Origin of the sequence: Rhodococcus sp. 66b (genome assembly GCF_002076325.1) — a bacterium.
GTDB classification, from domain to species: domain Bacteria; phylum Actinomycetota; class Actinomycetes; order Mycobacteriales; family Mycobacteriaceae; genus Rhodococcus_F; species Rhodococcus_F erythropolis.
This window is the reverse complement of the sequence record NZ_MUZB01000007.1, coordinates 202,651-223,658: the sequence shown is the minus strand read 5'-3', so window position 1 is coordinate 223,658 and position 21,008 is coordinate 202,651. Positions and strand designations below refer to the sequence as shown.

Here is a 21,008-nt window from a genome sequence, read left to right as displayed (position 1 = left end):
TTAGCCACACCCGTCGCTTTAACCCCACCAGTACAGCTAAGCTCGACTTAGTACGTACGTGTCTGTTCCGCCGGAGGGGAAGCCGGCGGCGCGAGTCGTGCTGGAGGTATGTGGATTAATGGTGTCTGCAAACAAGCCGTCCATGGGTTCGTCCCACGACGGAAAGCCGGCAGTGGCCGGCACGCAATTCCTCACTGTTGCTGAGGTAGCAACTTTGATGAGGGTGTCGAAAATGACTGTGTACCGGTTGGTACACAGTGGCGAATTGCCCGCTGTACGAGTGGGCCGTTCGTTCCGTGTACACGCGAAGGCGGTACACGATTACCTCGAAACCTCGTACTTCGATGCCGGCTGACCAGCCGGTTCGAAGAGGATGACCTCGGCGTGAGCCGAGTCGCGGGCACAGCGGTTGCTGTGCCGGAGGCTCGGTTTATGCCGAGTGAGACCACACCGGTACGATGAGTCACTGTCGTACCAGCAAGCTGGTGTCGTAAGGCGCTGAGCTAGTTAAAACGAGGGCCAGGCGCCAATTGCTTGGCGCAGGCGTACGTGACCGGCGTGCGCAGGAACGCTAGAGAAGAACGTGAGGGACACCCGCTATGGGTTCAGTGATCAAGAAGCGTCGCAAGCGCATGTCGAAGAAGAAGCACCGCAAGCTGCTTCGTCGTACCCGAGTACAGCGCAGGAAACTCGGTAAATAAGCAGTACCTGTTGATGCCCGCCGCCCCTTCCGGGGTGGCGGGCATCGATGTATTTCAGGGGAGGGGCGACGTATCTCAGGGGAGAGATGTGTCGGCCGTCTCATTGTCTGGGCGGTTTGTCTTGAATGGCCGAATTTTGGGTAGTCAGCGCGGGACCCCCTCTGCCCGTAAAGTGGGGGAAAATCGCGGGAGGGACGCTTCGGCAGAGCGCGTTTCTACTGGATATGGGGGTACTTGGTGGTTGAAGGTGACAACACTTCAGGGGGCACGACGCCTCGCGTCGTACTGGTGACCGGGGCGAGCAGATTCCTCGGCGGCTACCTGGTGACCAGGCTTGCGCAGAATCCGTCGATCGAGCGTGTCATCGCCGTCGACGCCGTCAGTCCGAGCAAGGACATGATGCGCAGAATGGGCCGCGCGGAATTCGTGCGAGCAGACATCCGCAATCCGCTGATCGGCAAAGTGATCCGAAACGCCGAGGTCGACACCGTCGTGCACGCGTCGACGCTTCAGAAAGCCCCCAAAGCCGGCAGTCGCGCCGCGATGAAGGACATGAACGTCATCGGCGCCATGCAACTGTTCGCGGTCTGCCAGAAAGCTCCGACGGTTCGCAAGGTGGTCCTGCGCTCGGCTTCGGTCGTCTACGGGTGCAGTGCGAAGGATCCCGCTCAGTTCACCGAAGAAATGAGTGCGCGCCGCCGGCCGCCGGGCGGATATGCCCGCGACAGCCTCGAGATCGAGGGGTATCTTCGCGGAATGGGGCGTCGGCGTCCCGACATCTCGGTCGGGATCCTGCGGTTGGCGCCGTTGATCGGACCTCAGCTGACTGCAACTGTCGGGCACTACGTCACCGCCCCGCTCGTGCCGACCATCGTCGGGCGCAACGCGCGTCTGCAATTGCTCCACGTCGAGGATGCGCTCGCAGCGTTGGAGAAGGCGACCATCGGCCGCGCCTCGGGTACGTACAACATCGCCGGCGACGGAGTGGTGATGATGTCGCAGGCGATCCGCCGGGCAGGCAGGGTGGAAGTTCCGATGCCGCTCGCTCTGTTCCGCAGTGTCGGGAGCGCGTTGGTGGGGTCGTCCATGAGGCTCTACACCGACGAGCAACTCGAGTACTTCCGGTTCGGCTGCGGACTCGACACCACTCGCATGCGCAGCGAGTTGGGGTTCGAGCCGCGATGGACCACCATGCAGGCACTCGACGATTTCATGCGTGCGATGCAGACGCGCCGGATCATCAAGTCCGAGTGGATCGATCGGGCAGAGAATGCGTTGACCACCATCCTCGGCGGTGACACCGCCGAGGCGAGCGCAAGTGCAGACGTGATGCACATGCCGCTGTCGGGACGAAGTGCGGTGAAGGGGTGACTGACGTGGCGAAGGTAATTCCCCTGCGGCCCAGCGCAACTCACGCCGGAAAGTCGGCAACTTCCCGTTCGCGTGAGTCCGTCACCGGCGCGGAGCGTGACATCCGTGAACAAAGTGAGCGTCGGCATCCGTCCGGAGTGCCGTCGGCGGCCGACCATGGTGGTGAGAGCACGTTCGTCGATGCGGCCAGGTCGGCGATCGTCGACCAGATCGCCTCGGCAGCAGAATTTTTCCGACGTCGGGTGTCCGGCGACTACGAGGTCGACGAGTTCGGATTCGACCCGCATTTTGCGGACAACGTCGTCATGCCCGTGCTGCGGCCGTTGTTCGAGAAATGGTTCCGCGTCGAGGTCAGTGGGATCGAGAACATTCCCCTCACCGGGGGAGCGTTGGTGGTTGCCAATCACGCCGGTGTCATCCCACTCGACGGGCTGATGACGTCGGTTGCCGTGCACGATCATCATCCGGCGCATCGTCCACTGCGAATGTTGGCTGCGGACATGGCTTTCGAAATGCCGGTGGTGGGTGGACTGGCGCGCAAAGCCGGCCATACGTTGGCGTGCAACCCCGACGCCGAGCGTCTGCTCAACGACGGTGAAGTCGCGGCCGTGTTCCCGGAAGGATTCAAGGGCATCGGGAAACCGTTTAGTGAGCGGTACAAGTTGCAGCGGTTCGGGCGCGGTGGCTTCGTGTCGGCCGCAATGCGAACCGGTGTTCCGATCATCCCGTGCTCGATCGTGGGCTCGGAGGAGATCTATCCGAAGATCGGTGATCTCACCACACTCGCACGCGTTCTCGGTTTGCCGTATTTCCCGGTCACACCTTTGTTTCCGCACCTCGGGCCGCTCGGCCTGGTTCCATTGCCGTCGAAGTGGTACATCGAGTTCGGAAAGCCGATCGTCACCGACACCTTCGAGAGCGGTGCAGCCGACGATCCGATGGTCCTGTTCGAGGTCACGGACCACGTCCGAGAAACGATTCAGCAGACGCTTTATCGGTTGTTGGCCAAGCGTCGCAACGTCTTTCTCGGCTGAGTTCGGTCCGGATCGCTTCTCGATCCGGACCGAACCCGCTCAGGCGTTTTGTTCTTTGCGCCTGGCGAGAATCGCCGCGAGCGCACCGCCGACCGCTCCGAGCACCAGCGCTGTGGGAACGCCGATCTTGGCGGCCTTTCGTCCGGTGCGGAAATCACGAACTTCCCAACCGCGGTTCTTCGCGAGTTCACGAAGGTCTGCGTCGGGATTGATCGCCACCGGTGTCCCCACCAACGAGAGCATCGGTACGTCGTTGTGGCTGTCGGAGTAGGCGGAACAGCGCTTGAGATTGAGGCCTTCACGCACCGCCAGCGTCCGTACGGCGTGAGCCTTGCCCATTCCGTGCAGGATGTCGCCGACGAGTCGGCCGGTGAAGACTCCGTCCTCACTCTCGGCGACAGTGCCCAAGGCGCCGGTCAATCCCAGTTTCTCGGCGATGACCTGGGCCAGTTCGACCGGAGTTGCCGTCACCAACCACACCTGTTGTCCGGCGTCGAGGTGCATCTGGGCCAACGCCCTCGTGCCTGGCCAGATCTTGTCGGCGATGACCTCGTCGTAGATCTCCTCGCCGAGGCGGGCGAGTTCGGCGGTGGATCGACCGGCCACGAAGGACAGTGCTTTCTCGCGGCCTTCCGCGACGTCGTCACTACTTTCTCGGCCGGTGACTCGGAATTTGATCTGCTTCCACGCGAAATCCACCAGATCCGAGGTCTTGAGATACTTGCGTGCAGCGAGACCACGGGCGAAGTGGATGATCGATGCACCCTGCACCATGGTGTTGTCGACGTCGAAGAATGCGGCGGCCGTGAGGTCGCGCGGAACGGCCGGGGGCTCTTCGCCGGTTTCCGGTTCTGTGGGGTTGGCAGCTTCGTGCAATGCCAGAGCTGCATCAGCGCTCGCCTCGCCGGCGAGATTGGCTCGAACTTCCGACTCACTCGGGCCCAGCGGATTCTTCACATGGCGACGTCCGGGGAGAATGACCCCGGCAAGCCCTGATCCGAATCCGGAGCCGTTCGGTAGTGATCGCGCAGGCACCCGCACCTCCCGTGTTGCATTCTCGAGCAGAGAACTCTTCGAGTCAGCCTATCCTCCGCGATGAGGCCCGATGGGTTGGATGGTGACCTTCCCTGTGGTGTGTGACGTTCCTCTCCGCCGATTTGGTACCGAGTGGGGCTCCGGAGGCACACTCGACCGATCAAGTAGATGGCGTCCCAGTAGAAGAAAGGTATGCGTCGATGACTGCAGCTACGCATGAAGTGACCCTGTTGACACGCGCAGGATGCGCGTCCTGTGTCGGCGCGGCGGAGGTCCTACGACGGGTCTGTTCCGAGTTCGAGCTGGAATTGACGTGCATTGACGTAGACGAAGCTGCCGCGACGGATCCAGAGCTGAGAGCGGAGTACGGAGACAGATTGCCGGTCATTCTTCTCGACGGACGCGAGCACGGTTACTGGGAAGTTGACGAAGAGCGCCTTCGTGACGATTTACGCAAGTAAGGCAACCCTCAAAGTTGTCCGCGGAGCCGCTTTGCAGGTGAACGGCACATCGAACCCGTCTCGAGCAACTTTGTGCATGGGTTCACAAGCGGTTACCGTGGTGTGAACATTCCCCCGGAGCATCGTGGAGGTCGACAGTCGTGTCGACCGGACGAGGAGCCAGCGACGTGACCGAACCGCACCAGACGCATGAGCCTGTGGCTCAGCGCGTCACCGGCGCTGCGGGCTCTTCTGTCACCGACTCGATCGCTCAGGATCGCGTCATCCCCCAGGCTACGGTGACGCGCTTGGCCGCATACCTGCGGGTCCTCGGAGTGATGTCCGACCGGGGTACCTCCATCGTCTCGAGCGAGGAACTTGCCCAGGCGTCCGGTGTCGGATCAGCGAAGTTGCGCAAGGATCTGTCATTCCTCGGACCCAACGGCGTCCGCGGCGTCGGATACGACGTCAACAGGCTCCGCATCCGCATCGAGCGTGCACTCGGACTCGATCGTGGGCACAAGGTCGTTCTCGTCGGAGTCGGAAACCTCGGCAAGGCGCTGGTCGGCTACGGCGGATTCAGCCGCCGCGGTTTCGAGATGGTCGGACTCTTCGACAGTGACGCAGATCGAATCGGAAGCACAGTCGGCGACCTCGTGGTGCGCAGCACCGAGGAACTGACCGTCGCCTGCCGCGAATTGAACGCGACCATCGGCGTCATCTCCACACCGGACGAGGCCGCGCAGGGCGTGTGCGACCAGTTCGTCAGCGCCGGACTGCGCTGCATCATGAGTTTCTCGCCGATCGCCCTCGACGTTCCCGACCACGTGGAACTGCGACGCGTCGATCTAGCCGTCGAGATGCAGGTTCTCTCCTTCAACAGTGCGCGCAACGCCGATCAGGCATCCAGTGCGCCGCGAGTACGAGTGGCTCACGCCGCATCCGCTTCGTCAGTCCCATCCACCAGTTCACCCGCTCCGGTCGGAGCAGGTTCGACAAGAAACGGATCAGTGATCGCGCCGTGAGTGTTCTGCTTGTCGGGGTCTCGCATCGAACCGCGCCCGTCCCGGTGCTCGAGCGAGTAGCTGTCACCGACACCGATCGTCCGAAGCTGATCGACAAGCTTCTGGCGTCTTCGCACATCTCCGAAGCGATGATCGTCTCCACCTGTAACCGGGTGGAGGTCTACGCGGTGGTGGACGCGTTCCACGGTGCGCTCACCGAGGTCGGTGAAATCCTCGCCGACCATTCAGGTCTCGACCTGACGGCGCTGCACGCTCACGCCTACGTCCGCTACAGCGAAGCAGCGGTCGAACATCTCTTCGCCGTGGCCAGTGGCCTCGATTCGATGGTGATCGGCGAACAGCAGATTCTCGGCCAGATCCGTTCGGCCTACGCATCTTCGGATGCGCAGCAGGCAGCCGGACGCGTCGTCCACGAACTGGCTCAGCAGGCACTGCGCGTCGGCAAGCGAGTGCATTCCGAAACCGGAATCGACTCAGCGGGAGCATCAGTCGTATCCGTGGCTCTTGATCGTGCAGCGGGCATCATCGGTGAGGGCGGCCTCGTCGGCCGCACTGCCGTGGTTGTCGGAGCAGGCTCGATGGGCGGTCTGTCGGTTGCGCATCTCACTCGCGCCGGAATCGAACGCATCGTCGTCGTCAACCGGACACAGGAACGCGCCGAGCACCTGGCAGAGACGGCACGCTCCAACGGCGTCGACGCCGACGGTGTTGCCTTCGATCAGCTTTCGGCCGCGATGGCGCAGGCAGATGTCATGGTCACCTGTACCGGCGCGGTCGGGGCAGTGGTCACCCTGGCGGATGTGCACCGCGCACTCGCCGAGCCCGATCGCGACAACACCAAGCACCTGGTCATCTGCGACCTCGGGCTGCCGCGCGACATCGATCCCGCCGTCGCCGGCCTGCCGGGTGTCACCGTTCTCGACATGGAGACGCTGCAGCGTGATCCGGCGGCAGGCGCAGCCGCTTCCGACGCAGAAGCCGCACGCACCATCGTCGCCGGCGAACTTGCGACCTACCTTGCCGGACAGCGCCTCGCCGAGGTCACTCCGACCGTGACGGCTTTGCGTCAGCGCGCCGCCGACGTCGTCGAAGCCGAACTGATGCGGCTCGATTCGCGTCTGCCCGGCCTGGACGATCCGCAGCGCGACGAGGTTGCACGCACCGTGCGACGCGTCGTGGACAAGCTTCTCCACGCCCCGACCGTGCGCGTCAAGCAACTGGCGTCGGCCCCCGGCGGCGACTCCTACGCAGCAGCGCTGCGCGAACTCTTCGAACTCAGCCCCGGATCTCCCGCGGCCGTGGCCACACCCACCGACCTGGTGGACGGCGACCGCACTGGAAGGGACCTGCAGGCATGAGCGTCACCACCCCTCGATCGGGGAGCCCGCTGCGGATCGGCACTCGCGGAAGTCTTCTCGCGACCACGCAGGCCGGTACCGTGCGCGATGCCCTCATTGCAGCGGGGCATCCCGCCGAGTTGGTCATCATCAAGACCAAGGGCGACCAGTCCACCGATCCCGTCCAGAAGATCGGCGTCGGAGTGTTCACCGCAGAGCTTCGAGAAGCTTTGCTGGACAACCGCGTCGACGTTGCTGTGCATTCCTACAAGGACTTACCGACCGCGCAGGATCCGCGTTTCGTCATCGCGGCGATTCCGCCACGCGAAGATCCGCGTGACGCGCTCGTCGCCCGCGACGGTCTGGTCCTCGGGGAGCTTCCGGCCGGTTCCAAGGTGGGAACCTCCGCGCCGCGCCGCGTTTCGCAGCTCAAGGCACTCGGGCTCGGCCTCGACATCGTGCCGTTGCGGGGCAACCTGCAACGCCGTCTCGGCAAGGTCGAATCCGGTGAACTCGACGCCGTGATCCTCGCTCGCGCCGGCTTGTCCCGAATCGGTCTGCTCGATCTCATCACCGAGAACATCGAGCCCGTGCAGATGCTCCCCGCTCCGGCGCAGGGCGCTCTGGCCGTCGAATGCCTTTCTGTCAATGCGGAATTGGCGGCGATCCTGGCTGAGCACGATGACGCCGGTACCAGGGCGGCAGTCACTGCCGAGCGTGCACTTCTCGCCGAGCTGGAAGCGGGCTGCACCGCTCCGGTCGGAGCGATCGCGGAGATCGTCGAATCCCTCGACGACGACGGCAGAATCTTCGACGAACTGTCGGTACGCGGCTGCGCAGCCGCCATCGACGGTTCGGACGTCATCCGTACCGGCGCAGTCGGTGCGCCGGACAAGGCCGAGGAACTCGGCCGAGCGGTAGCGCGCGAGTTACTCGAACTCGGCGCCCGAGAGTTGATGAACGTGACTACAGGCGAGGCAGCCGATGTTTGACGCCCCACTTTGCACTTGCACCAAGTTCCCATTTCGATACAGCGCACTGGAGAATCACCGATGACCCGAGTCCGAAAGAACACTCCCGGACGGATCCTGTTCGTGGGATCGGGACCGGGCGACCCCGCCCTGCTCACCGTTCGCGCACGTGACGTCCTCACCGGCGCCGCAATGGCATTCACGGATCCGGACGTCGACAAGGGCGTCGTCGCGCTCGTCGGCATCGACATGGGCCGCGACGAGGAGACCGGCGAGCTGATCGCGGACGTGCGTCCGGCACTCGGTGAGCCTGCCGAGGTTGCAAAGACATTAGTGCACGAGGCCAAGAACGGCCACGACGTCGTGCGTCTGGTCTCCGGTGATCCGCTGACCACGGATTCCGTGATCGCAGAGGTCACGGCAGTCGCCCGCACGCAGGTTCAGTTCGAGGTTCTCCCGGGTCTGCCTTCGGGTTCGGCTGTGCCGAGCTACGCCGGTATGGCGCTCGGCTCGGGTCACACCGAGGCCGACGTTCGCGGTGAAGTCGACTGGGCTGCTCTGGCCGCTGCACCGGGACCGCTTGTTCTGCACGCGACGTCGGGACATCTCGCCGAGACCGCCAGCGCGCTGGTCGAGAACGGCTTGGCTCCGCAGACGCCTGCTGCCATCACCGTCCGCGGCACCACTCGTCAGCAGCGAACCGTCGAGGCAACTCTCGCGACGCTCAACGAAGCCGGATCCGAACTGGTGGGCTCGCTCATCGTCACCGTCGGCAAGGTTGTCGCGCAGCGCAACAAGATGTCGTGGTGGGAATCGCGCGCTCTGTACGGCTGGACTGTCCTCGTGCCGCGCACCAAGGATCAGGCCGGCGAGATGAGCGACCGTCTGGTCACTCACGGAGCGATCCCGATCGAGGTTCCGACCATCGCCGTCGAGCCGCCTCGCAGCCCGGCTCAGATGGAGCGTTCGGTCAAGGGCCTCGTCGACGGTCGTTACCAGTGGGTGGTCTTCACTTCCACCAATGCGGTTCGCGCAGTGTGGGAGAAGTTCGAGGAGTTCGGTCTCGACGCTCGCGCCTTCTCCGGCGTGAAGATCGCCTGTATCGGCGAAGCAACCGCAGCCAAGGTCCGCTCGTTCGGCATCAACCCCGAGCTGATCCCGACCGGTGAGCAGTCCAGCGAAGGCCTGCTGGCCGAATTCGCCCCGTACGACGACGTTTTTGATCCGGTCAACCGGGTTCTGTTGCCGCGCGCGGACATTGCAACCGAAACCCTCGCCGAGGGCCTGCGCGAACGCGGTTGGGAGATCGACGACGTCACCGCCTACCGCACCGTCCGGGCGGCGCCGCCGCCGGCCGAGACCCGCGAGATGATCAAGACCGGTGGATTCGACGCCGTCTGCTTCACCTCGTCCTCGACCGTGCGCAACCTCGTCGGCATCGCCGGCAAGCCGCACGCCCGCACGTTGGTCGCGTGCATCGGCCCGAAGACGGCCGAAACTGCTATCGAGTTCGGTCTGCGCGTCGACGTGCAGCCCGAGACCTCGCAGGTGGGACCGCTGGTGGAGGCTCTCGCCGAGCATGCTGCTCGGCTGCGCGCCGAAGGTGCTTTGCCGCCCCCGCGCAAGAAGTCCCGCAGGCGCTAGCGCACCCGTGAGTGGTTGAGGAGTCTGCGGACTCCTCAACCACTCACAGGTTCCGACGAAGGAGGGCTACTTCTCGTGTTTCCCACTCATCGCCCTCGCCGGCTCCGGCGCACCTCAGCGCTCCGGCGACTCGTGGCAGAGACCTCGCTCGAACCCCGGCACCTCGTGTTGCCGATGTTCGTTGCAGACGGCATCGATACGCCGCGTGAGATCAGTTCCATGCCAGGCGTTTTCCAGCACACGCTCGATTCGCTGCGGTCCGCCGCGGTGGAAGCAGTGGAAGCCGGCGTCGGTGGTCTGATGCTCTTCGGCGTCCCCAAGGCGGAGGACAAGGACCCTCAGGGCTCCGGTGCCTCCGATCTCGACGGCATCCTCAACGTCGGATTGCGCGCTCTGGCAGAAGAACTCGGTGATTCGACGGTCATCATGGCCGATACCTGCCTCGACGAGTTCACCGATCACGGCCACTGCGGCGTGCTTAACGCCACCGGCGCCGTCGACAACGACGCAACCTTGATCCGGTACGTCGAAATGGCTCTCGCGCAAGCTGAATCGGGTGCGCACCTGCTCGGCCCCAGCGGCATGATGGACGGTCAGGTGGCTGCGATCCGCGGCGCGCTCGATGCATCCGGGTATGTCGAGGTCGGTCAGCTCGCCTATGCCGCGAAATATGCGTCAGCGTTCTACGGACCGTTCCGTGAAGCCGTCGGATCCTCACTGCAAGGCGACCGTCGTACTTATCAGCAGGACGGCGCCAACCGCCGCGAGTCGATGCGCGAGGTAGACCTCGACATCGCCGAGGGCGCCGACATGGTGATGGTCAAGCCTGCAATGTCCTACCTCGACATTCTGCGTGAGACCGCCGACCGGTCTCCGGTTCCGGTCGCGGCGTACCAGATCTCGGGTGAGTACTCGATGATCACGGCCGCCGCGCAGAACGGGTGGATCGACCGGGACGCGGCGATTCTCGAATCGCTCACCAGCATTCGCCGCGCCGGTGCCGACGTGGTCCTCACGTACTGGGCGTCGGAAGTTGCCGGATGGCTGTGACGGAGTCACACATGGTGGCTGCACCGGTATCGACCGATACGCTGGTGTCATGACCGAGCAGTGGCCGCCGTCGCGCCAGGAACCGCCCCGCCGGGAACCTCCCTACGAGAACCAGCCGTTCGAGAATCAGCCGTACCGCGAACTCGGACCGATGCCGACGGGTCAGATCCCGGGATACGGCCCCGGTTACAACGGATACCCGGGCCCCCAGCCGAAACCCGAGCCGCCGACGGACGTCGTGACTGCGATTCAGTTGTGGTGGGCTGTGACGGCGCTGGGATTGGTCCAGGGCGGCGCGATGATCTGGATGCTGCTCGGGCAGAAGTCGATGTTCGTCGACGAGATGCTCAGGAACCAGGCGGCTGTCGATGCCGGTCTGACACGCTCCGACGTTGAGGGCATGTTCCCACTGGTCATCGTGTTCTCCGCTGTCCTGGTGGTGATCGTCACCGCGGTGTTCCTTTTGTTCGTGCGCTCGATGAGTCGTGGCAAGAACTGGGCTCGAATGTTGCTGACGTTCTGTGGAGTCTTCATGTTGGTCTCTGCGATCCCTGTGATCTTCGGGCTCGGCGGCGACGGCGGCGCGGCCACTCTGCTGTTCGGCGGAGCGGAAATCCTGCAGGCAGTTGCTGCTGTCGGGGCCATCGTGATGATGCACCGAAAAGAGTCCAATCCGTACTTTCTTCGTTTCCCCCCGGCGGGGAACCGATAGGTAGCTCGGGGTACTGTGAAACGGGTCACTGCAGTAGTAGGGGAGAGGTCGTAGACAATGAGTTCTCAGGAAGCCCTGCGCACGGAAAGCACCCACGACGCTCCACTGCGCCAACGTGGTTCACGGACCGAAGTGATCTTGTTCGCGATCCTTGGAGCCTCTGTTCTGGTGACACTCCTGGTGCTCATGATTCCGGGCATCGTCAGCGGATAGCGCACACTTGAACCCGTGAGTATCTCTACGAAGGTCCGGCGCCCGACGGCCGTCGAGGCAGCATTCTGGCTGTGGATCGCCAGCGCGTTCCTACTCATACTCTTCGGCCTGATCAATGTCACCAGCGCCTCGTATTCGCTGCGTGAGCAATTCACCGATCAAGGCGTATCGGCCGGAAACATCGACATCTACGTCACCTTCGTGCGGGTGTCCGGGCTGGTTCTGCTGTTGACCGGCCTCGCGATCGGCGGCCTCGCCGGTCCCACTCGCGCCGGAAAACCTCTCTGCCGACGGATCCTGGTGATCGTGTCCGGGGTGTTCGCGGTGCTGCAGATCGCGCTGGTCGTTGCCGGGATCAGTACCGTGCTCGCGCTGGTTGTTCCCGTCATGCTGATCTGTGCCTGCGTCGCGATCTACCGCGACACCACCCGAAGTTGGTTCGCCCGTGGCTGACCGTGCTCCTGAAATCGGCCCGGACGTTCTGTACTACGAACCGGGATCTCGGTGGTGGGCCATTGCGTTCGGTCCGATCTTCTGCCTGATCGCCTTGGTCATCGAGCTGTTCACCGGCCCGGTGGTGCATTGGTTCGGTCTGGCGATGTTCGCCGTGATCCTCACCGGATTGGTGTACGTGCAGGTGATTGCCGCGCGCCGGCATGCGAGCGTGCTTCTGACCGCGACCACGTTGCGTCAGGGAACCGAAGAGGTACCGATCACCGAGATCGCCGAGGTGTTCCCGGAGTCCGACGACGCCGCCTATGAAGACGAAATGGAGCCGTGGGAAACGGCACGCGCGCTGGGTGAGCTGTCCGGAGTGCCCCGGCGTCGGCACGGTATCGGCTTGCGTCTGACCACCGGGGGATTGGTGCGAGCGTGGGCGAAAGACGATCGGGCACTTCGCGAGGCGTTGAGCCAGGTTGTCACGGTCGGTGTGGAACCGGACGGGTCTGCCGATGACTGAGCCACAGCCATCCCCGCGTGTCGACGTGAAGACGTGGATCGGTGTACTCGGTATCGTCGCCGCCACGATTCTGGCGGTCGTGTGCTGGCGAGCGGGTACGACGACGTCCGACTTCGGACCGATATTGGAGGGCGCTCCGCCGTTCGAGAGCACGCACTACGACGGTCTCTGGATCTCGGGCGCCGGGTTGTCGATTCTGGTTGCGGGGCTGATGGCCATCGATGTCGTGCGCCGCGTCCGGGTGGGCTTCGTCGCATCGCAGTAGCCCTCATACGGGTAGGGGGTATAGTTGCGGTATGAGTAGTTACAGCCCCGAGCAGGATGATCTGCTCAAGCGCCTTCGTCGTATCGAAGGTCAGGTAGCCGGAATCTCGCGCATGGTTGCAGACGACCGGTACTGCATCGACGTGCTCACCCAGGTGTCCGCCGCGACGAGCGCGTTGCAGTCCGTATCCCTGAAGCTTCTCGACGCCCACCTTGCGGGCTGCGTCGTCGAAGCTGCCAAGCAGGGTGGTCCGGAAGCAGACGTCAAGATCAAGGAAGCTCAGGCGGCCATCGCTCGCCTCGTTCGTTCGTAAGGTGTCGGTCCGTCACTCCGTGATGGACCGCGCGAGCGCCCGGGCGGAGAAGCTCACGAAGTACTCGGGTGTGACTTCTTTGGCGATGTTGATGACGATGGTGTCCGACAGGCCTTTGAGTCCGGAGAGCACGAGATGGATCAACGCGGGGTCGTCGATCAACCGGCTCCCTTCGGCTGCAGCAGATTCGGTGAGCGCTCGAATCAATGCCGAGTTGTAGACCGCTACGGATGCGTGAAGTTCCCGCATGCTTTCTCGGTCGGACCCGGCCATGCCTTCGATGTCGCGCCAAGTGGTGGTGAGTCGACCCACCCGTGCCCAGTGCCGAGCAAACTCGGAAATCATGGACTCGAGTAAGGCGCTCAGTCCCTGCTCGCGGGGGAGCGAGTTCACGAAGTCCGCCATTTCCAGCTGACTTTCGCTGAGGAGTGCGGCGAAGATGTCCTGCTTGTCGACGAAGTACTGGTAGATCAGTCCGGTGCTGGTGCCGGCTCGTTTAGCGACCGCGCGGATGGTGAGCGCGGAGTAGCCTCCCTCGTCCAGAAGCGAGATCGCCGCGTCGAGTGTTCGGCGCCGACGCACTTCGGCGTCACCGTAGATCGACTTGCTGCTGGCACTGCTCATTTGACCACCGTAGTCGGGCGGCTCGGCATCCTCAATTTACATCGAACGCTGTTCGTTGTTGAACGCCACCCAAAATCCAAAGTGATGTAGATCATAGAATGAACATTGTTCGAAATAGAATGAACATTGTTCATTCTGGTGTTACGGTATGGCGCAGACCACATCGAGGCCAGTGCAAAGCGCTGGACACTCTGCGGTCGGCCTGACCTTTCTTCCCGTATCGATCGGGAGGTCTACACAGTTGTGGAGTACCTATGACACGCACTAACGATGAACGCGCGGCGATCGACATCGCCGCTGCGGCGGGAGAACTTCTGCTCGACCATCGGAAATCCCTCGGCGAAAACGACGGTGATGTCGCGACTTTCAAGAACGCGTCCGATCGGCTCAGTCACGAATTCATCGTCGCCGAACTTGCCCGACGCTTTCCTGCGGATGCAGTGCTGTCGGAGGAAGGGGCTGACGACCTCGCGAGGCTGAAGGCGGATCGGGTGTGGATCGTCGACCCTCTCGACGGCACCCGTGAGTACGGCGAGGCCGGACGATCGGACTGGGCCGTTCATGTTGCGCTGACCGAAAACGGTGTCCTCACAACAGGTGCGGTCGCAATGCCTGCCCTTGGCGTCACCTATTCGAGCAGCGATGATCGAACCGAACGGGATGCCGCGACGCCGGTTCGAGTCGTCGTATCGCGGACGCGTCGTCCAGAACCGGTCATGCGCATGGCCGACGCGATGGGCGCGGAGTTGATCGAGATGGGCTCTGCCGGCGCCAAAGCGATGGCGGTTGTATCCGGAGAAGCAGACATCTATGCACATGCGGGAGGACAGTACGAGTGGGATTCGGCGGCGCCCGTTGCCGTCGCACGCGCTGCGGGACTGCATGTTTCGCGTATCGATGGCAGCGAACTGCGCTACAACCAGGAAAACCCGTGGTTGCCGGATCTGCTGATCTGCCGACCTGAACTCGCCCCGAAAGCACTGGAGGAACTGGGCTGATGACCGCGACACTGACGCACCTCGAACGACTCGAAGCCGAGAGCATTCACATCATGCGTGAAGCTGTTGCCCAGAGCGAGAACCCGGTGATGTTGTACTCGGTGGGCAAGGACTCCGCTGTGATGCTGCATCTGGCGCGCAAGGCCTTCTATCCGTCGAAGCTGCCGTTTCCGCTTCTGCACGTCGATACCACGTGGAAGTTCCGTGAAATGTACAAACTTCGTGACAGTACCGCTGCTGCAGGCGATCTCGATCTGATCGTCCACACCAACCCGGACTGCGTGAAGCAGGGGATCAACCCGTTCACTCACGGCAGCGCTGTCCATACCGATATGTGGAAGACCGAAGGCCTCAAACAAGCCCTCGATCACTACAAGTTCGACGCTGCATTCGGCGGCGCCCGCCGTGACGAAGAAAAATCCCGCGCCAAGGAACGCATCTTCTCGATCCGATCAGCTGCGCACCGTTGGGATCCCAAGCAGCAGCGACCGGAACTGTGGCGGATGTACAACGTCCGCAAAGCGCCGGGCGAGAGCCTGCGCGTCTTCCCTCTCTCGAACTGGACCGAGCTGGATGTGTGGGAATACATACGCCAGGAAGAGATTCCGATCGTTCCGCTGTATTTTGCCGACAAGCGGCCCGTCGTCGAGCGGGACGGTGCGCTGATCATGGTCGACGACGACCGGATGCCGTTGCTGCCGGGAGAGACTCCGGAACTCAAGAGCGTTCGTTTCCGTACCCTCGGCTGCTACCCGCTGACCGGAGCCGTCGAATCGACCGCAACGAGCCTGACCGAGATCATCTCGGAAATGTTGCTCACCACCACTTCCGAACGCCAGGGACGGGTCATCGACCACGACTCCAGCGCGTCGATGGAAAAGAAGAAGCAAGAGGGGTACTTCTGATGACTGTTTCCTCGGATTTGATCGCTGACGACATCGAGGCGTACCTCGAACGTCATGCAAACAAGAGCATGCTGCGATTCATCACCTGCGGCAGCGTCGACGACGGCAAGAGCACCTTGATCGGCCGTCTGCTCTACGAATCGAAACTCGTCTTCGACGACCAGCTGACGGCGCTCGAAGCCGATTCGCGCAAGAGCGGAACCCAGGGGGAGGGGCTCGATTTCGCGCTCCTGGTCGACGGTCTCGCCGCCGAACGTGAGCAGGGCATCACGATCGACGTCGCCTACCGCTACTTCACGACCGAGCGACGCAAGTTCGTCGTCGCCGATACTCCGGGGCACGAGCAGTACACCCGAAACATGGTGACGGGCGCGTCGACCGCCGATCTTGCTGTGATCCTTGTCGATTCCCGCAAGGGGATACTGACTCAGACCCGCCGGCACTCGTATCTGGTGTCGTTGCTGGGGATCAAGCACGTGGTGCTTGCCGTGAACAAGCTCGACCTCGTCGACTACTCGCAAGAGGTCTTCGATGCCATTACCGCGGATTACGCAGAGTTCGCTCACGAGATCGGCCTGGACGGGTTCGTCGCCATCCCGATGTCGGCATACATGGGTGACAATCTCACCGAGCGCAGTGCGAATACCCCGTGGTATTCCGGACCAAGCCTGATCGAGCATCTCGAAAGCGTGGACATCGACGATGCTGCCGCCGCTGCTCCGTTCCGGATGCCGGTGCAGTGGGTCAACCGGCCGGACCTCGACTTCCGCGGATTCTCCGGCCAGATCGTTTCCGGCACCGTATCTCCCGGAGATCCCATCCGCGTGCTCCCCAGTGGAAAGACGTCCACAGTCGAGCGCATCGTGACCATGGGTGGCGACCTCGACGTTGCCGGTGCGGGCCGCTCGGTCACCATCACGCTCGCCGACGAGATCGACATCAGTCGCGGTGATGTGCTGTCCATCGCCGACAATCCGCCGGCCGTCGCCGATCAGTTCGAGGCCTGCATCGTCTGGATGGGTGAGGCTCCCATGCTGCCCGAACGGCCGTTCCTGTGCCAGATCGGTACCGTGACAGTCACTGCGCGCATCACCAAACCGAAACACAAGATCAACGTCAACACTCTCGAGAAGACCGCAACGACTACTCTCGCGCTCAACGAAATCGGTGTCTGCAACCTCAGTTTCGATCGACCGGTCCCGTTCGACCCGTACGTCGGCAACCGTGACACCGGTAGCTTCATCCTCATCGACCGCCTTACCAACGGCACTGTCGGTGCGGGCATGATCACGCACTCGCTGCGTCGATCGGACAACATTCACTGGCAATCCGTCGACGTCGACGAGGCCGCGCACACCAGGCTCAAGGGACACCAACCCGCAGTTCTGTGGTTCAGCGGTCTCTCCGGTTCGGGAAAGTCGACCATCGCGAACGATGTCGAGCGTCAACTGCACGCACTCGGCGCACACACCTACCTCCTCGACGGAGACAACGTCCGTCACGGGCTGAATCGAGACCTCGGATTCACCGAAGCAGACCGCGTCGAGAACATCCGTCGCGTCACCGAGGTCACCCGACTGATGGCGGACGCCGGTCTGATCGTGCTCGCGTCCTTCATTTCACCGTTCGAGGCGGAGCGTCATGCCGCCCGTGAATTGATCGGCGACGAACAGTTCGTCGAAATCTTCGTCGACACCGCTCTTGCCGTCGCAGAGGAGCGAGATCCCAAGGGGCTGTACAAGAAGGCTCGACGTGGCGAGTTGGTGAACTTCACCGGAATCGATTCGCCGTACGAACCGCCGCAGAACCCTGACATTCACATCGACACCAGTGTCACGACGACCGAGGACGCTGCGATCGCGATCGTCGACCATCTCCGCGCGCGCGGAACCATTTCTTGATCCGCCTGAACACGAGGAGCATCCATGCCTGACAGGGCTGAAATAGTTTCTGCCGTAGAAGATTACGTCAAGTGTCTCGGAAGTCACGACGTCGACGGCCTGGTTGCGCTGTTTGCGCCCGACGCAGTTCAACACGAACCGCTGGGGGTCCAGACCTACCGCGGCATCGACGAGATTCGCGAATTCGATACCGCGAACGCGCAGGTCGATTTCACAGTCAGCCTGCTCGGTCCGATTTCGGTGACGGGAAAGTACGCAGCCATGCAGCTTCGGGTGCAGCGCGCCGGTATCCCTGACTTCGCTGCCACCGATGTGTTCGAGTTCGACGAGAACGGCAAGATCGTTTCTCTGAGTGTTGTTCTCGATCCGCAGGCGCTGTGCTGACCCATCAGGGCCTGCTGGCAGGCAAGGTTGTCGTCGTCTCGGGAGTGGGCCCGGCGCTGGGTCGTTCGATTGCGCTGCAGAGTGCGGCGGCCGGAGCGAAGGTTGTTCTGGCTGCCCGCACACCCGAGCGCTTGGAATCGGTGGCAACGGAGATTCGAGACCGCGGCGGAATCGCGTTGGCCGTCCCGACGAACCTCACCGACGTCGATTCGATCGCTTCGTTGGCGGAGACAACTGTCGCTGAGTTCGGTGCGGTGCATTGCTTGGTGAACAACGCATTTGTTCAACCCGCGCAGGTCCCGCTCCTGGACGCCGACGTGGTGTCCATCCAGTCGGGCATCGACATCAACTTGCTCGCGGCGTTGAACGTCACCAGAGAATTTGCTCCGGCATTGATCGAGTCGCACGGGTCCGTCGTGATGGTCACGTCCATGGTGTTGCGCAACCAACTTCCCGGGTTCGGGGCCTACCGCATCATGAAATCCGGGCTCCTGGCAATGGCACGCAGTTTGTCGATCGATCTCGGTCCCAAGGGCGTTCGAGTCAATTCGGTTGCTCCCGGCTATATCTGGGCGGACTCGGTCAAGAACATGTTCGAGAAGAAGGCGGCGGCGGCAGGAGTCGACCCCAAGGTGATCTACGACGAGATCGCAGCGGGCGCCGATCTGCGCCGATTGCCGGAGCCAGATGACATCGCAAACGCTGTCGTCTTCCTCCTGTCCGATTCAGCCAGGGCCATCACAGGGCAATGTCTCGACGTCAACTGCGGTCACACGCACCACTGATCAACTCATACAAGGACTTACAGATGACACAGGATTACGACGGCATCGGTTCCATCGACGACTTGCACCAGGCTGCGTGCAAGGCGGCCGGGTACAAAAACTTCGGCAGCGACAGCTATCTCGAAGGACTTCGAGTTCTCCTCGAGTCGTTCCAGAACGAGGCCGACCTCACTCCTCACGGCAAGGTGATCGCTCGCAAGATGATCGTCGGAGCGCTCGCGGGTCGCCTGACCAGTGAGGCCGGATTCGCGAAATATCCAGAGCACGTAGACGTTCCGATCGAACGCGCGATCTTCGTGGTCGGGTTGACTCGCACCGGCAGCACCGCGCTGCACCGCTTGCTCGGTGCCGACCCGGCGCATCAGGGCGCCGAGATGTGGCTCGCCGAGACGCCGCAGCCGCGCCCCGAGCGCGACACGTGGTCGGAGAACGAAGATTACGTTCGCTCCGACGCCTTCTACCGTGCTCGCCAGCGTAACGAGGCAGACCTGATGAAGGTTCATTTCATGGGGGCGGAGGAGGTCGAGGAATGCTGGCGGCTGCTGCAGCAGACGATGCTCTCGACCGCGTTCGAGACGGTGGCGTACGTGCCGAGTTACACGCAGTGGCTGGCGGAGCAGGATTGGACCGAAACCTATGCGCGGCACAAGAAGAACCTGCAGTTGATCGGGCTGCACGACCAGGACAGACGGTGGGTGCTCAAAAGCCCGAGCCATGTCTTCGCGATCGACGAGATCATGTCGGTCTATCCGGATGCACTGTTCGTTCGGACCTTCCGGGACCCGTTGACATCGATGGCGTCCACCTTCAGCCTCGTAGAGCAGGGCGGACACGACATGTCGAGGGCCTTCGATCGTCCGGCCATCGGGCGCACGCAACTGGAGTTGTGGGCGCGAGGGAATGCGAACTTCAACAATGCCCGTAGCCGTTACAACCCCGATCAGTTCATCGACGTCGACTACAAGGACTTCATCGCCGATGCGGTCGGCACCGTCGAGAAGATCTACGCGCAGTTCGACCTGCCCTTCACTGACGAGGCTCGCGCAGCGGTGGAGGCGTCGCATCAGGCGAGCCTGGCCGAGCACCGCCGTCCGTCGCATCGCTATTCGCTCGAGGAGTTTGGCGTGAGCGCCGCCGACGTCGAAGCGAAGTTCGCGACCACACCCTGAAGCCCTCCGGCCCTGTGCGCCTTTTTGGTAGTGCCGACTACCAAAAAGGCGCACAGGGCGAAGCCCCAACCGAAACAAGGAGATTCACATGAATGCTGTTTGGGAAAAGTTCTGCGCAGATCTGCTCGATGTCGGAAAGGTCCTGGAGGACGAGATCGTCCCTCAGGATCCGCTGACTCAAGCCGAGGGCATCCGCTACCTGAGTCGGTTGCTTCGGTACGGCACGATCAACTGTGTCGAGTACACCGATCCACGGTGGCCGCAGTTCTCGTCGGCTCCGAACCCGAACATGATGACGAAGATCGGTGCCGACAATCCGGACAACGTCTACATGCGCGCCAACATTTCCGGTAAGTACAACTACCGGATCATCGGCACCCGAGGCACCGTCCCGCTGATCACCTTCGGCTCGCGCGTCAATCGGTACCACATCGACGGCACCATGCTGCAGACCGGAGATCTGCATATCCACGACCTCGAGGTCGACGAGAACGGCCGTTTCGAGTTCATCGCGAGCGTCGACAAGCCCGCTGAGGGCGCTTGGCTGCCTTTGGCGCCCGACAGCAACCTCATCTCCGTTCGGCAAACTCACCAGGATCGGCGCAACGAGGTCATCGGTGATCTGACCATCGAATGCCTGAACCCGGACGGCGAGTTCGTCCCGCTGAGTCCGGAAGAGATCGGCGAACGCCTCACCAAGTCCGTCGGGATCGTGAAGGGGATGGCGGAGACCTTCCTGGAGTGGTCGCGCAAATTCCAGCCGCACACCAACGAGATCTTCGACTGGGGACAGGACTACTTCCAGGACGCCGGCGGCGATCCGACGATTTTCTACTTCCACGGTTACTGGAAGCTCGCCGAGGACGAGGCGTGGGTCATCGAGACCGAGGTTCCGAACTGCGAGTACTTCAACTTCGTGCTGCAGAACTTCTGGGTCGAGTCTCTCGACTACAACCGCACGAACATCTACATCAACAATCACACCGCGAAGCTCAACGACGACGGCACCATGACAATCGTCGTGGCGGCGAAGGATCCGGGTTACGGCAACTGGATCGACACCGATTCGCATGCCGAGGGGACATGGGCGCTGCGCTGGATCAAGGCGGACTCGCACCCGATCCCGACGTCGAAGGTAGTCAAGATCTGACCCGCTGCTGGAGATTGGGA

25 protein-coding genes are annotated in these 21,008 nt (G+C 62.6%); 23 read left to right on the top strand and 2 right to left on the bottom strand.

The genetic code is table 11. From position 1 onward, the window contains the following. Positions 1-118: 118 nt before the first annotated feature. The 4 genes from B0E55_RS15335 (at position 119) to B0E55_RS15320 (ending at position 3,106) form a co-directional block, all read left to right on the top strand. Entirely contained in the window at positions 119-355 is a 237-nt protein-coding gene (locus B0E55_RS15335; protein WP_003941845.1) for a helix-turn-helix domain-containing protein, read from the top strand. Between the two features lie 244 nt (positions 356-599). Beyond that, complete coding sequence (locus B0E55_RS15330; RefSeq protein WP_003402602.1) at positions 600-701, top strand: 30S ribosomal protein bS22; 102 nt, start codon at positions 600-602, stop codon at positions 699-701. Between the two features lie 237 nt (positions 702-938). Then, a complete protein-coding gene (locus tag B0E55_RS15325) occupies positions 939-2,072 on the top strand; it encodes an NAD-dependent epimerase/dehydratase family protein (protein WP_080909981.1) in 1,134 nt (377 codons plus the stop codon). Continuing rightward, complete coding sequence (locus B0E55_RS15320) at positions 2,069-3,106, top strand: lysophospholipid acyltransferase family protein (RefSeq protein ID WP_080909980.1); 1,038 nt, start codon at positions 2,069-2,071, stop codon at positions 3,104-3,106. The genes B0E55_RS15325 and B0E55_RS15320 overlap by 4 nt, the downstream gene beginning before the upstream one ends. 39 nt (positions 3,107-3,145) lie before the next feature. Here the strand turns inward: B0E55_RS15320 and B0E55_RS15315 are convergent, their stop codons facing one another. Further along, positions 3,146-4,141: an HAD family hydrolase gene (locus B0E55_RS15315; RefSeq protein WP_020968932.1), complete on the bottom strand. Its 996-nt coding sequence runs from the start codon at positions 4,139-4,141 to the stop codon at positions 3,146-3,148. A 200-nt stretch (positions 4,142-4,341) separates the two neighbouring features. On the opposite strand from B0E55_RS15315, the gene B0E55_RS15310 reads away from it, so the two are divergent. From B0E55_RS15310 to B0E55_RS15260, 12 genes are all read left to right on the top strand, one after another. Then, positions 4,342-4,602 carry a glutaredoxin family protein gene (locus B0E55_RS15310; RefSeq protein WP_003941953.1) on the top strand — a complete coding sequence of 87 codons (261 nt, stop codon included), beginning with the start codon at positions 4,342-4,344 and terminating at the stop codon, positions 4,600-4,602. A 140-nt stretch (positions 4,603-4,742) separates the two neighbouring features. Beyond that, a complete protein-coding gene (locus tag B0E55_RS15305) occupies positions 4,743-5,606 on the top strand; it encodes a redox-sensing transcriptional repressor Rex (RefSeq protein WP_019744376.1) in 864 nt (287 codons plus the stop codon). Next, positions 5,603-6,964: a glutamyl-tRNA reductase gene (locus tag B0E55_RS15300; RefSeq protein WP_020968933.1), complete on the top strand. Its 1,362-nt coding sequence runs from the start codon at positions 5,603-5,605 to the stop codon at positions 6,962-6,964. The genes B0E55_RS15305 and B0E55_RS15300 overlap by 4 nt, the downstream gene beginning before the upstream one ends. After that, complete coding sequence (hemC, locus tag B0E55_RS15295) at positions 6,961-7,935, top strand: hydroxymethylbilane synthase (RefSeq protein ID WP_029254842.1); 975 nt, start codon at positions 6,961-6,963, stop codon at positions 7,933-7,935. The genes B0E55_RS15300 and hemC overlap by 4 nt, the downstream gene beginning before the upstream one ends. A gap of 60 nt (positions 7,936-7,995) precedes the next feature. Then, entirely contained in the window at positions 7,996-9,558 is a 1,563-nt protein-coding gene (locus tag B0E55_RS15290) for a uroporphyrinogen-III synthase (protein ID WP_003941969.1), read from the top strand. Between the two features lie 75 nt (positions 9,559-9,633). After that, on the top strand, positions 9,634-10,608 hold the full coding sequence (gene hemB, locus B0E55_RS15285; protein WP_080909979.1) for a porphobilinogen synthase: 975 nt from the start codon (positions 9,634-9,636) through the stop codon (positions 10,606-10,608). A 49-nt stretch (positions 10,609-10,657) separates the two neighbouring features. Continuing rightward, positions 10,658-11,320, top strand: coding sequence for a hypothetical protein (locus tag B0E55_RS15280; protein WP_019744372.1), 663 nt, complete (start codon positions 10,658-10,660; stop codon positions 11,318-11,320). Between the two features lie 57 nt (positions 11,321-11,377). Next, complete coding sequence (locus B0E55_RS31905; protein ID WP_019744371.1) at positions 11,378-11,533, top strand: hypothetical protein; 156 nt, start codon at positions 11,378-11,380, stop codon at positions 11,531-11,533. A gap of 15 nt (positions 11,534-11,548) precedes the next feature. Continuing rightward, positions 11,549-11,986, top strand: coding sequence for a hypothetical protein (locus B0E55_RS15275; protein WP_019744370.1), 438 nt, complete (start codon positions 11,549-11,551; stop codon positions 11,984-11,986). After that, a complete protein-coding gene (locus tag B0E55_RS15270) occupies positions 11,979-12,494 on the top strand; it encodes a hypothetical protein (protein WP_019744369.1) in 516 nt (171 codons plus the stop codon). Before B0E55_RS15275 ends, B0E55_RS15270 begins: the two co-directional genes overlap by 8 nt. Further along, a complete protein-coding gene (locus tag B0E55_RS15265) occupies positions 12,487-12,759 on the top strand; it encodes a hypothetical protein (protein ID WP_007735305.1) in 273 nt (90 codons plus the stop codon). The genes B0E55_RS15270 and B0E55_RS15265 overlap by 8 nt, the downstream gene beginning before the upstream one ends. A gap of 31 nt (positions 12,760-12,790) precedes the next feature. Further along, entirely contained in the window at positions 12,791-13,072 is a 282-nt protein-coding gene (locus tag B0E55_RS15260) for a metal-sensitive transcriptional regulator (protein WP_003942012.1), read from the top strand. Positions 13,073-13,084: 12 nt separating this feature from the next. On the opposite strand, the gene B0E55_RS15255 is transcribed toward B0E55_RS15260, so the two are convergent. Beyond that, positions 13,085-13,696 (bottom strand): TetR/AcrR family transcriptional regulator, encoded by a 612-nt coding sequence (locus B0E55_RS15255; RefSeq protein WP_030535503.1) that lies wholly within the window; start codon positions 13,694-13,696, stop codon positions 13,085-13,087. A 254-nt stretch (positions 13,697-13,950) separates the two neighbouring features. Here B0E55_RS15255 and B0E55_RS15250 point away from each other — a divergent pair, with 254 nt between their 5' ends. From B0E55_RS15250 to B0E55_RS15220, 7 genes are all read left to right on the top strand, one after another. Continuing rightward, the gene (locus B0E55_RS15250) at positions 13,951-14,694 is read left to right on the top strand and encodes a 3'(2'),5'-bisphosphate nucleotidase CysQ (protein WP_080909978.1); all 744 of its coding nucleotides are present in this window, start codon (positions 13,951-13,953) and stop codon (positions 14,692-14,694) included. After that, complete coding sequence (gene cysD / locus B0E55_RS15245) at positions 14,694-15,599, top strand: sulfate adenylyltransferase subunit CysD (protein ID WP_019744365.1); 906 nt, start codon at positions 14,694-14,696, stop codon at positions 15,597-15,599. Before B0E55_RS15250 ends, cysD begins: the two co-directional genes overlap by 1 nt. Next, positions 15,599-17,500, top strand: a complete 1,902-nt coding sequence (gene cysN / locus B0E55_RS15240) for a sulfate adenylyltransferase subunit CysN (RefSeq protein WP_080909977.1) — start codon at positions 15,599-15,601, stop codon at positions 17,498-17,500. Before cysD ends, cysN begins: the two co-directional genes overlap by 1 nt. Before the next feature lie 24 nt (positions 17,501-17,524). Continuing rightward, the gene (locus tag B0E55_RS15235; protein ID WP_080909976.1) at positions 17,525-17,884 is read left to right on the top strand and encodes a nuclear transport factor 2 family protein; all 360 of its coding nucleotides are present in this window, start codon (positions 17,525-17,527) and stop codon (positions 17,882-17,884) included. Then, entirely contained in the window at positions 17,878-18,669 is a 792-nt protein-coding gene (locus B0E55_RS15230; protein ID WP_080909975.1) for an SDR family oxidoreductase, read from the top strand. Before B0E55_RS15235 ends, B0E55_RS15230 begins: the two co-directional genes overlap by 7 nt. Before the next feature lie 23 nt (positions 18,670-18,692). Next, a complete protein-coding gene (locus B0E55_RS15225) occupies positions 18,693-19,838 on the top strand; it encodes a sulfotransferase family protein (RefSeq protein ID WP_080909974.1) in 1,146 nt (381 codons plus the stop codon). Positions 19,839-19,926: 88 nt separating this feature from the next. Continuing rightward, a complete protein-coding gene (locus B0E55_RS15220; protein WP_020906785.1) occupies positions 19,927-20,988 on the top strand; it encodes a DUF1214 domain-containing protein in 1,062 nt (353 codons plus the stop codon). The last annotated feature ends 20 nt before the right edge of the window (positions 20,989-21,008 follow it).

What these genes read in the sequence shown, in the direction of transcription:
- B0E55_RS15330 (WP_003402602.1), top strand. Translation starts at nt 600, where the DNA reads ATGGGTTCAGTGATCAAGAAGCGTCGCAAGCGCATGTCGAAGAAGAAG.
- B0E55_RS15335 (WP_003941845.1), top strand. Translation starts at nt 119, where the DNA reads ATGGTGTCTGCAAACAAGCCGTCCATGGGTTCGTCCCACGACGGAAAG.
- B0E55_RS15290 (WP_003941969.1), top strand. Translation starts at nt 7,996, where the DNA reads ATGACCCGAGTCCGAAAGAACACTCCCGGACGGATCCTGTTCGTGGGA.
- B0E55_RS15310 (WP_003941953.1), top strand. Translation starts at nt 4,342, where the DNA reads ATGACTGCAGCTACGCATGAAGTGACCCTGTTGACACGCGCAGGATGC.
- B0E55_RS15220 (WP_020906785.1), top strand. Translation starts at nt 19,927, where the DNA reads ATGAATGCTGTTTGGGAAAAGTTCTGCGCAGATCTGCTCGATGTCGGA.
- B0E55_RS15250 (WP_080909978.1), top strand. Translation starts at nt 13,951, where the DNA reads ATGACACGCACTAACGATGAACGCGCGGCGATCGACATCGCCGCTGCG.
- B0E55_RS15260 (WP_003942012.1), top strand. Translation starts at nt 12,791, where the DNA reads ATGAGTAGTTACAGCCCCGAGCAGGATGATCTGCTCAAGCGCCTTCGT.
- B0E55_RS15235 (WP_080909976.1), top strand. Translation starts at nt 17,525, where the DNA reads ATGCCTGACAGGGCTGAAATAGTTTCTGCCGTAGAAGATTACGTCAAG.
- B0E55_RS15225 (WP_080909974.1), top strand. Translation starts at nt 18,693, where the DNA reads ATGACACAGGATTACGACGGCATCGGTTCCATCGACGACTTGCACCAG.
- cysD (WP_019744365.1), top strand. Translation starts at nt 14,694, where the DNA reads ATGACCGCGACACTGACGCACCTCGAACGACTCGAAGCCGAGAGCATT.
- cysN (WP_080909977.1), top strand. Translation starts at nt 15,599, where the DNA reads ATGACTGTTTCCTCGGATTTGATCGCTGACGACATCGAGGCGTACCTC.
- hemC (WP_029254842.1), top strand. Translation starts at nt 6,961, where the DNA reads ATGAGCGTCACCACCCCTCGATCGGGGAGCCCGCTGCGGATCGGCACT.
- B0E55_RS15280 (WP_019744372.1), top strand. Translation starts at nt 10,658, where the DNA reads ATGACCGAGCAGTGGCCGCCGTCGCGCCAGGAACCGCCCCGCCGGGAA.
- B0E55_RS15265 (WP_007735305.1), top strand. Translation starts at nt 12,487, where the DNA reads ATGACTGAGCCACAGCCATCCCCGCGTGTCGACGTGAAGACGTGGATC.
- B0E55_RS15255 (WP_030535503.1), bottom strand. Translation starts at nt 13,696, where the DNA reads ATGAGCAGTGCCAGCAGCAAGTCGATCTACGGTGACGCCGAAGTGCGT.
- B0E55_RS31905 (WP_019744371.1), top strand. Translation starts at nt 11,378, where the DNA reads ATGAGTTCTCAGGAAGCCCTGCGCACGGAAAGCACCCACGACGCTCCA.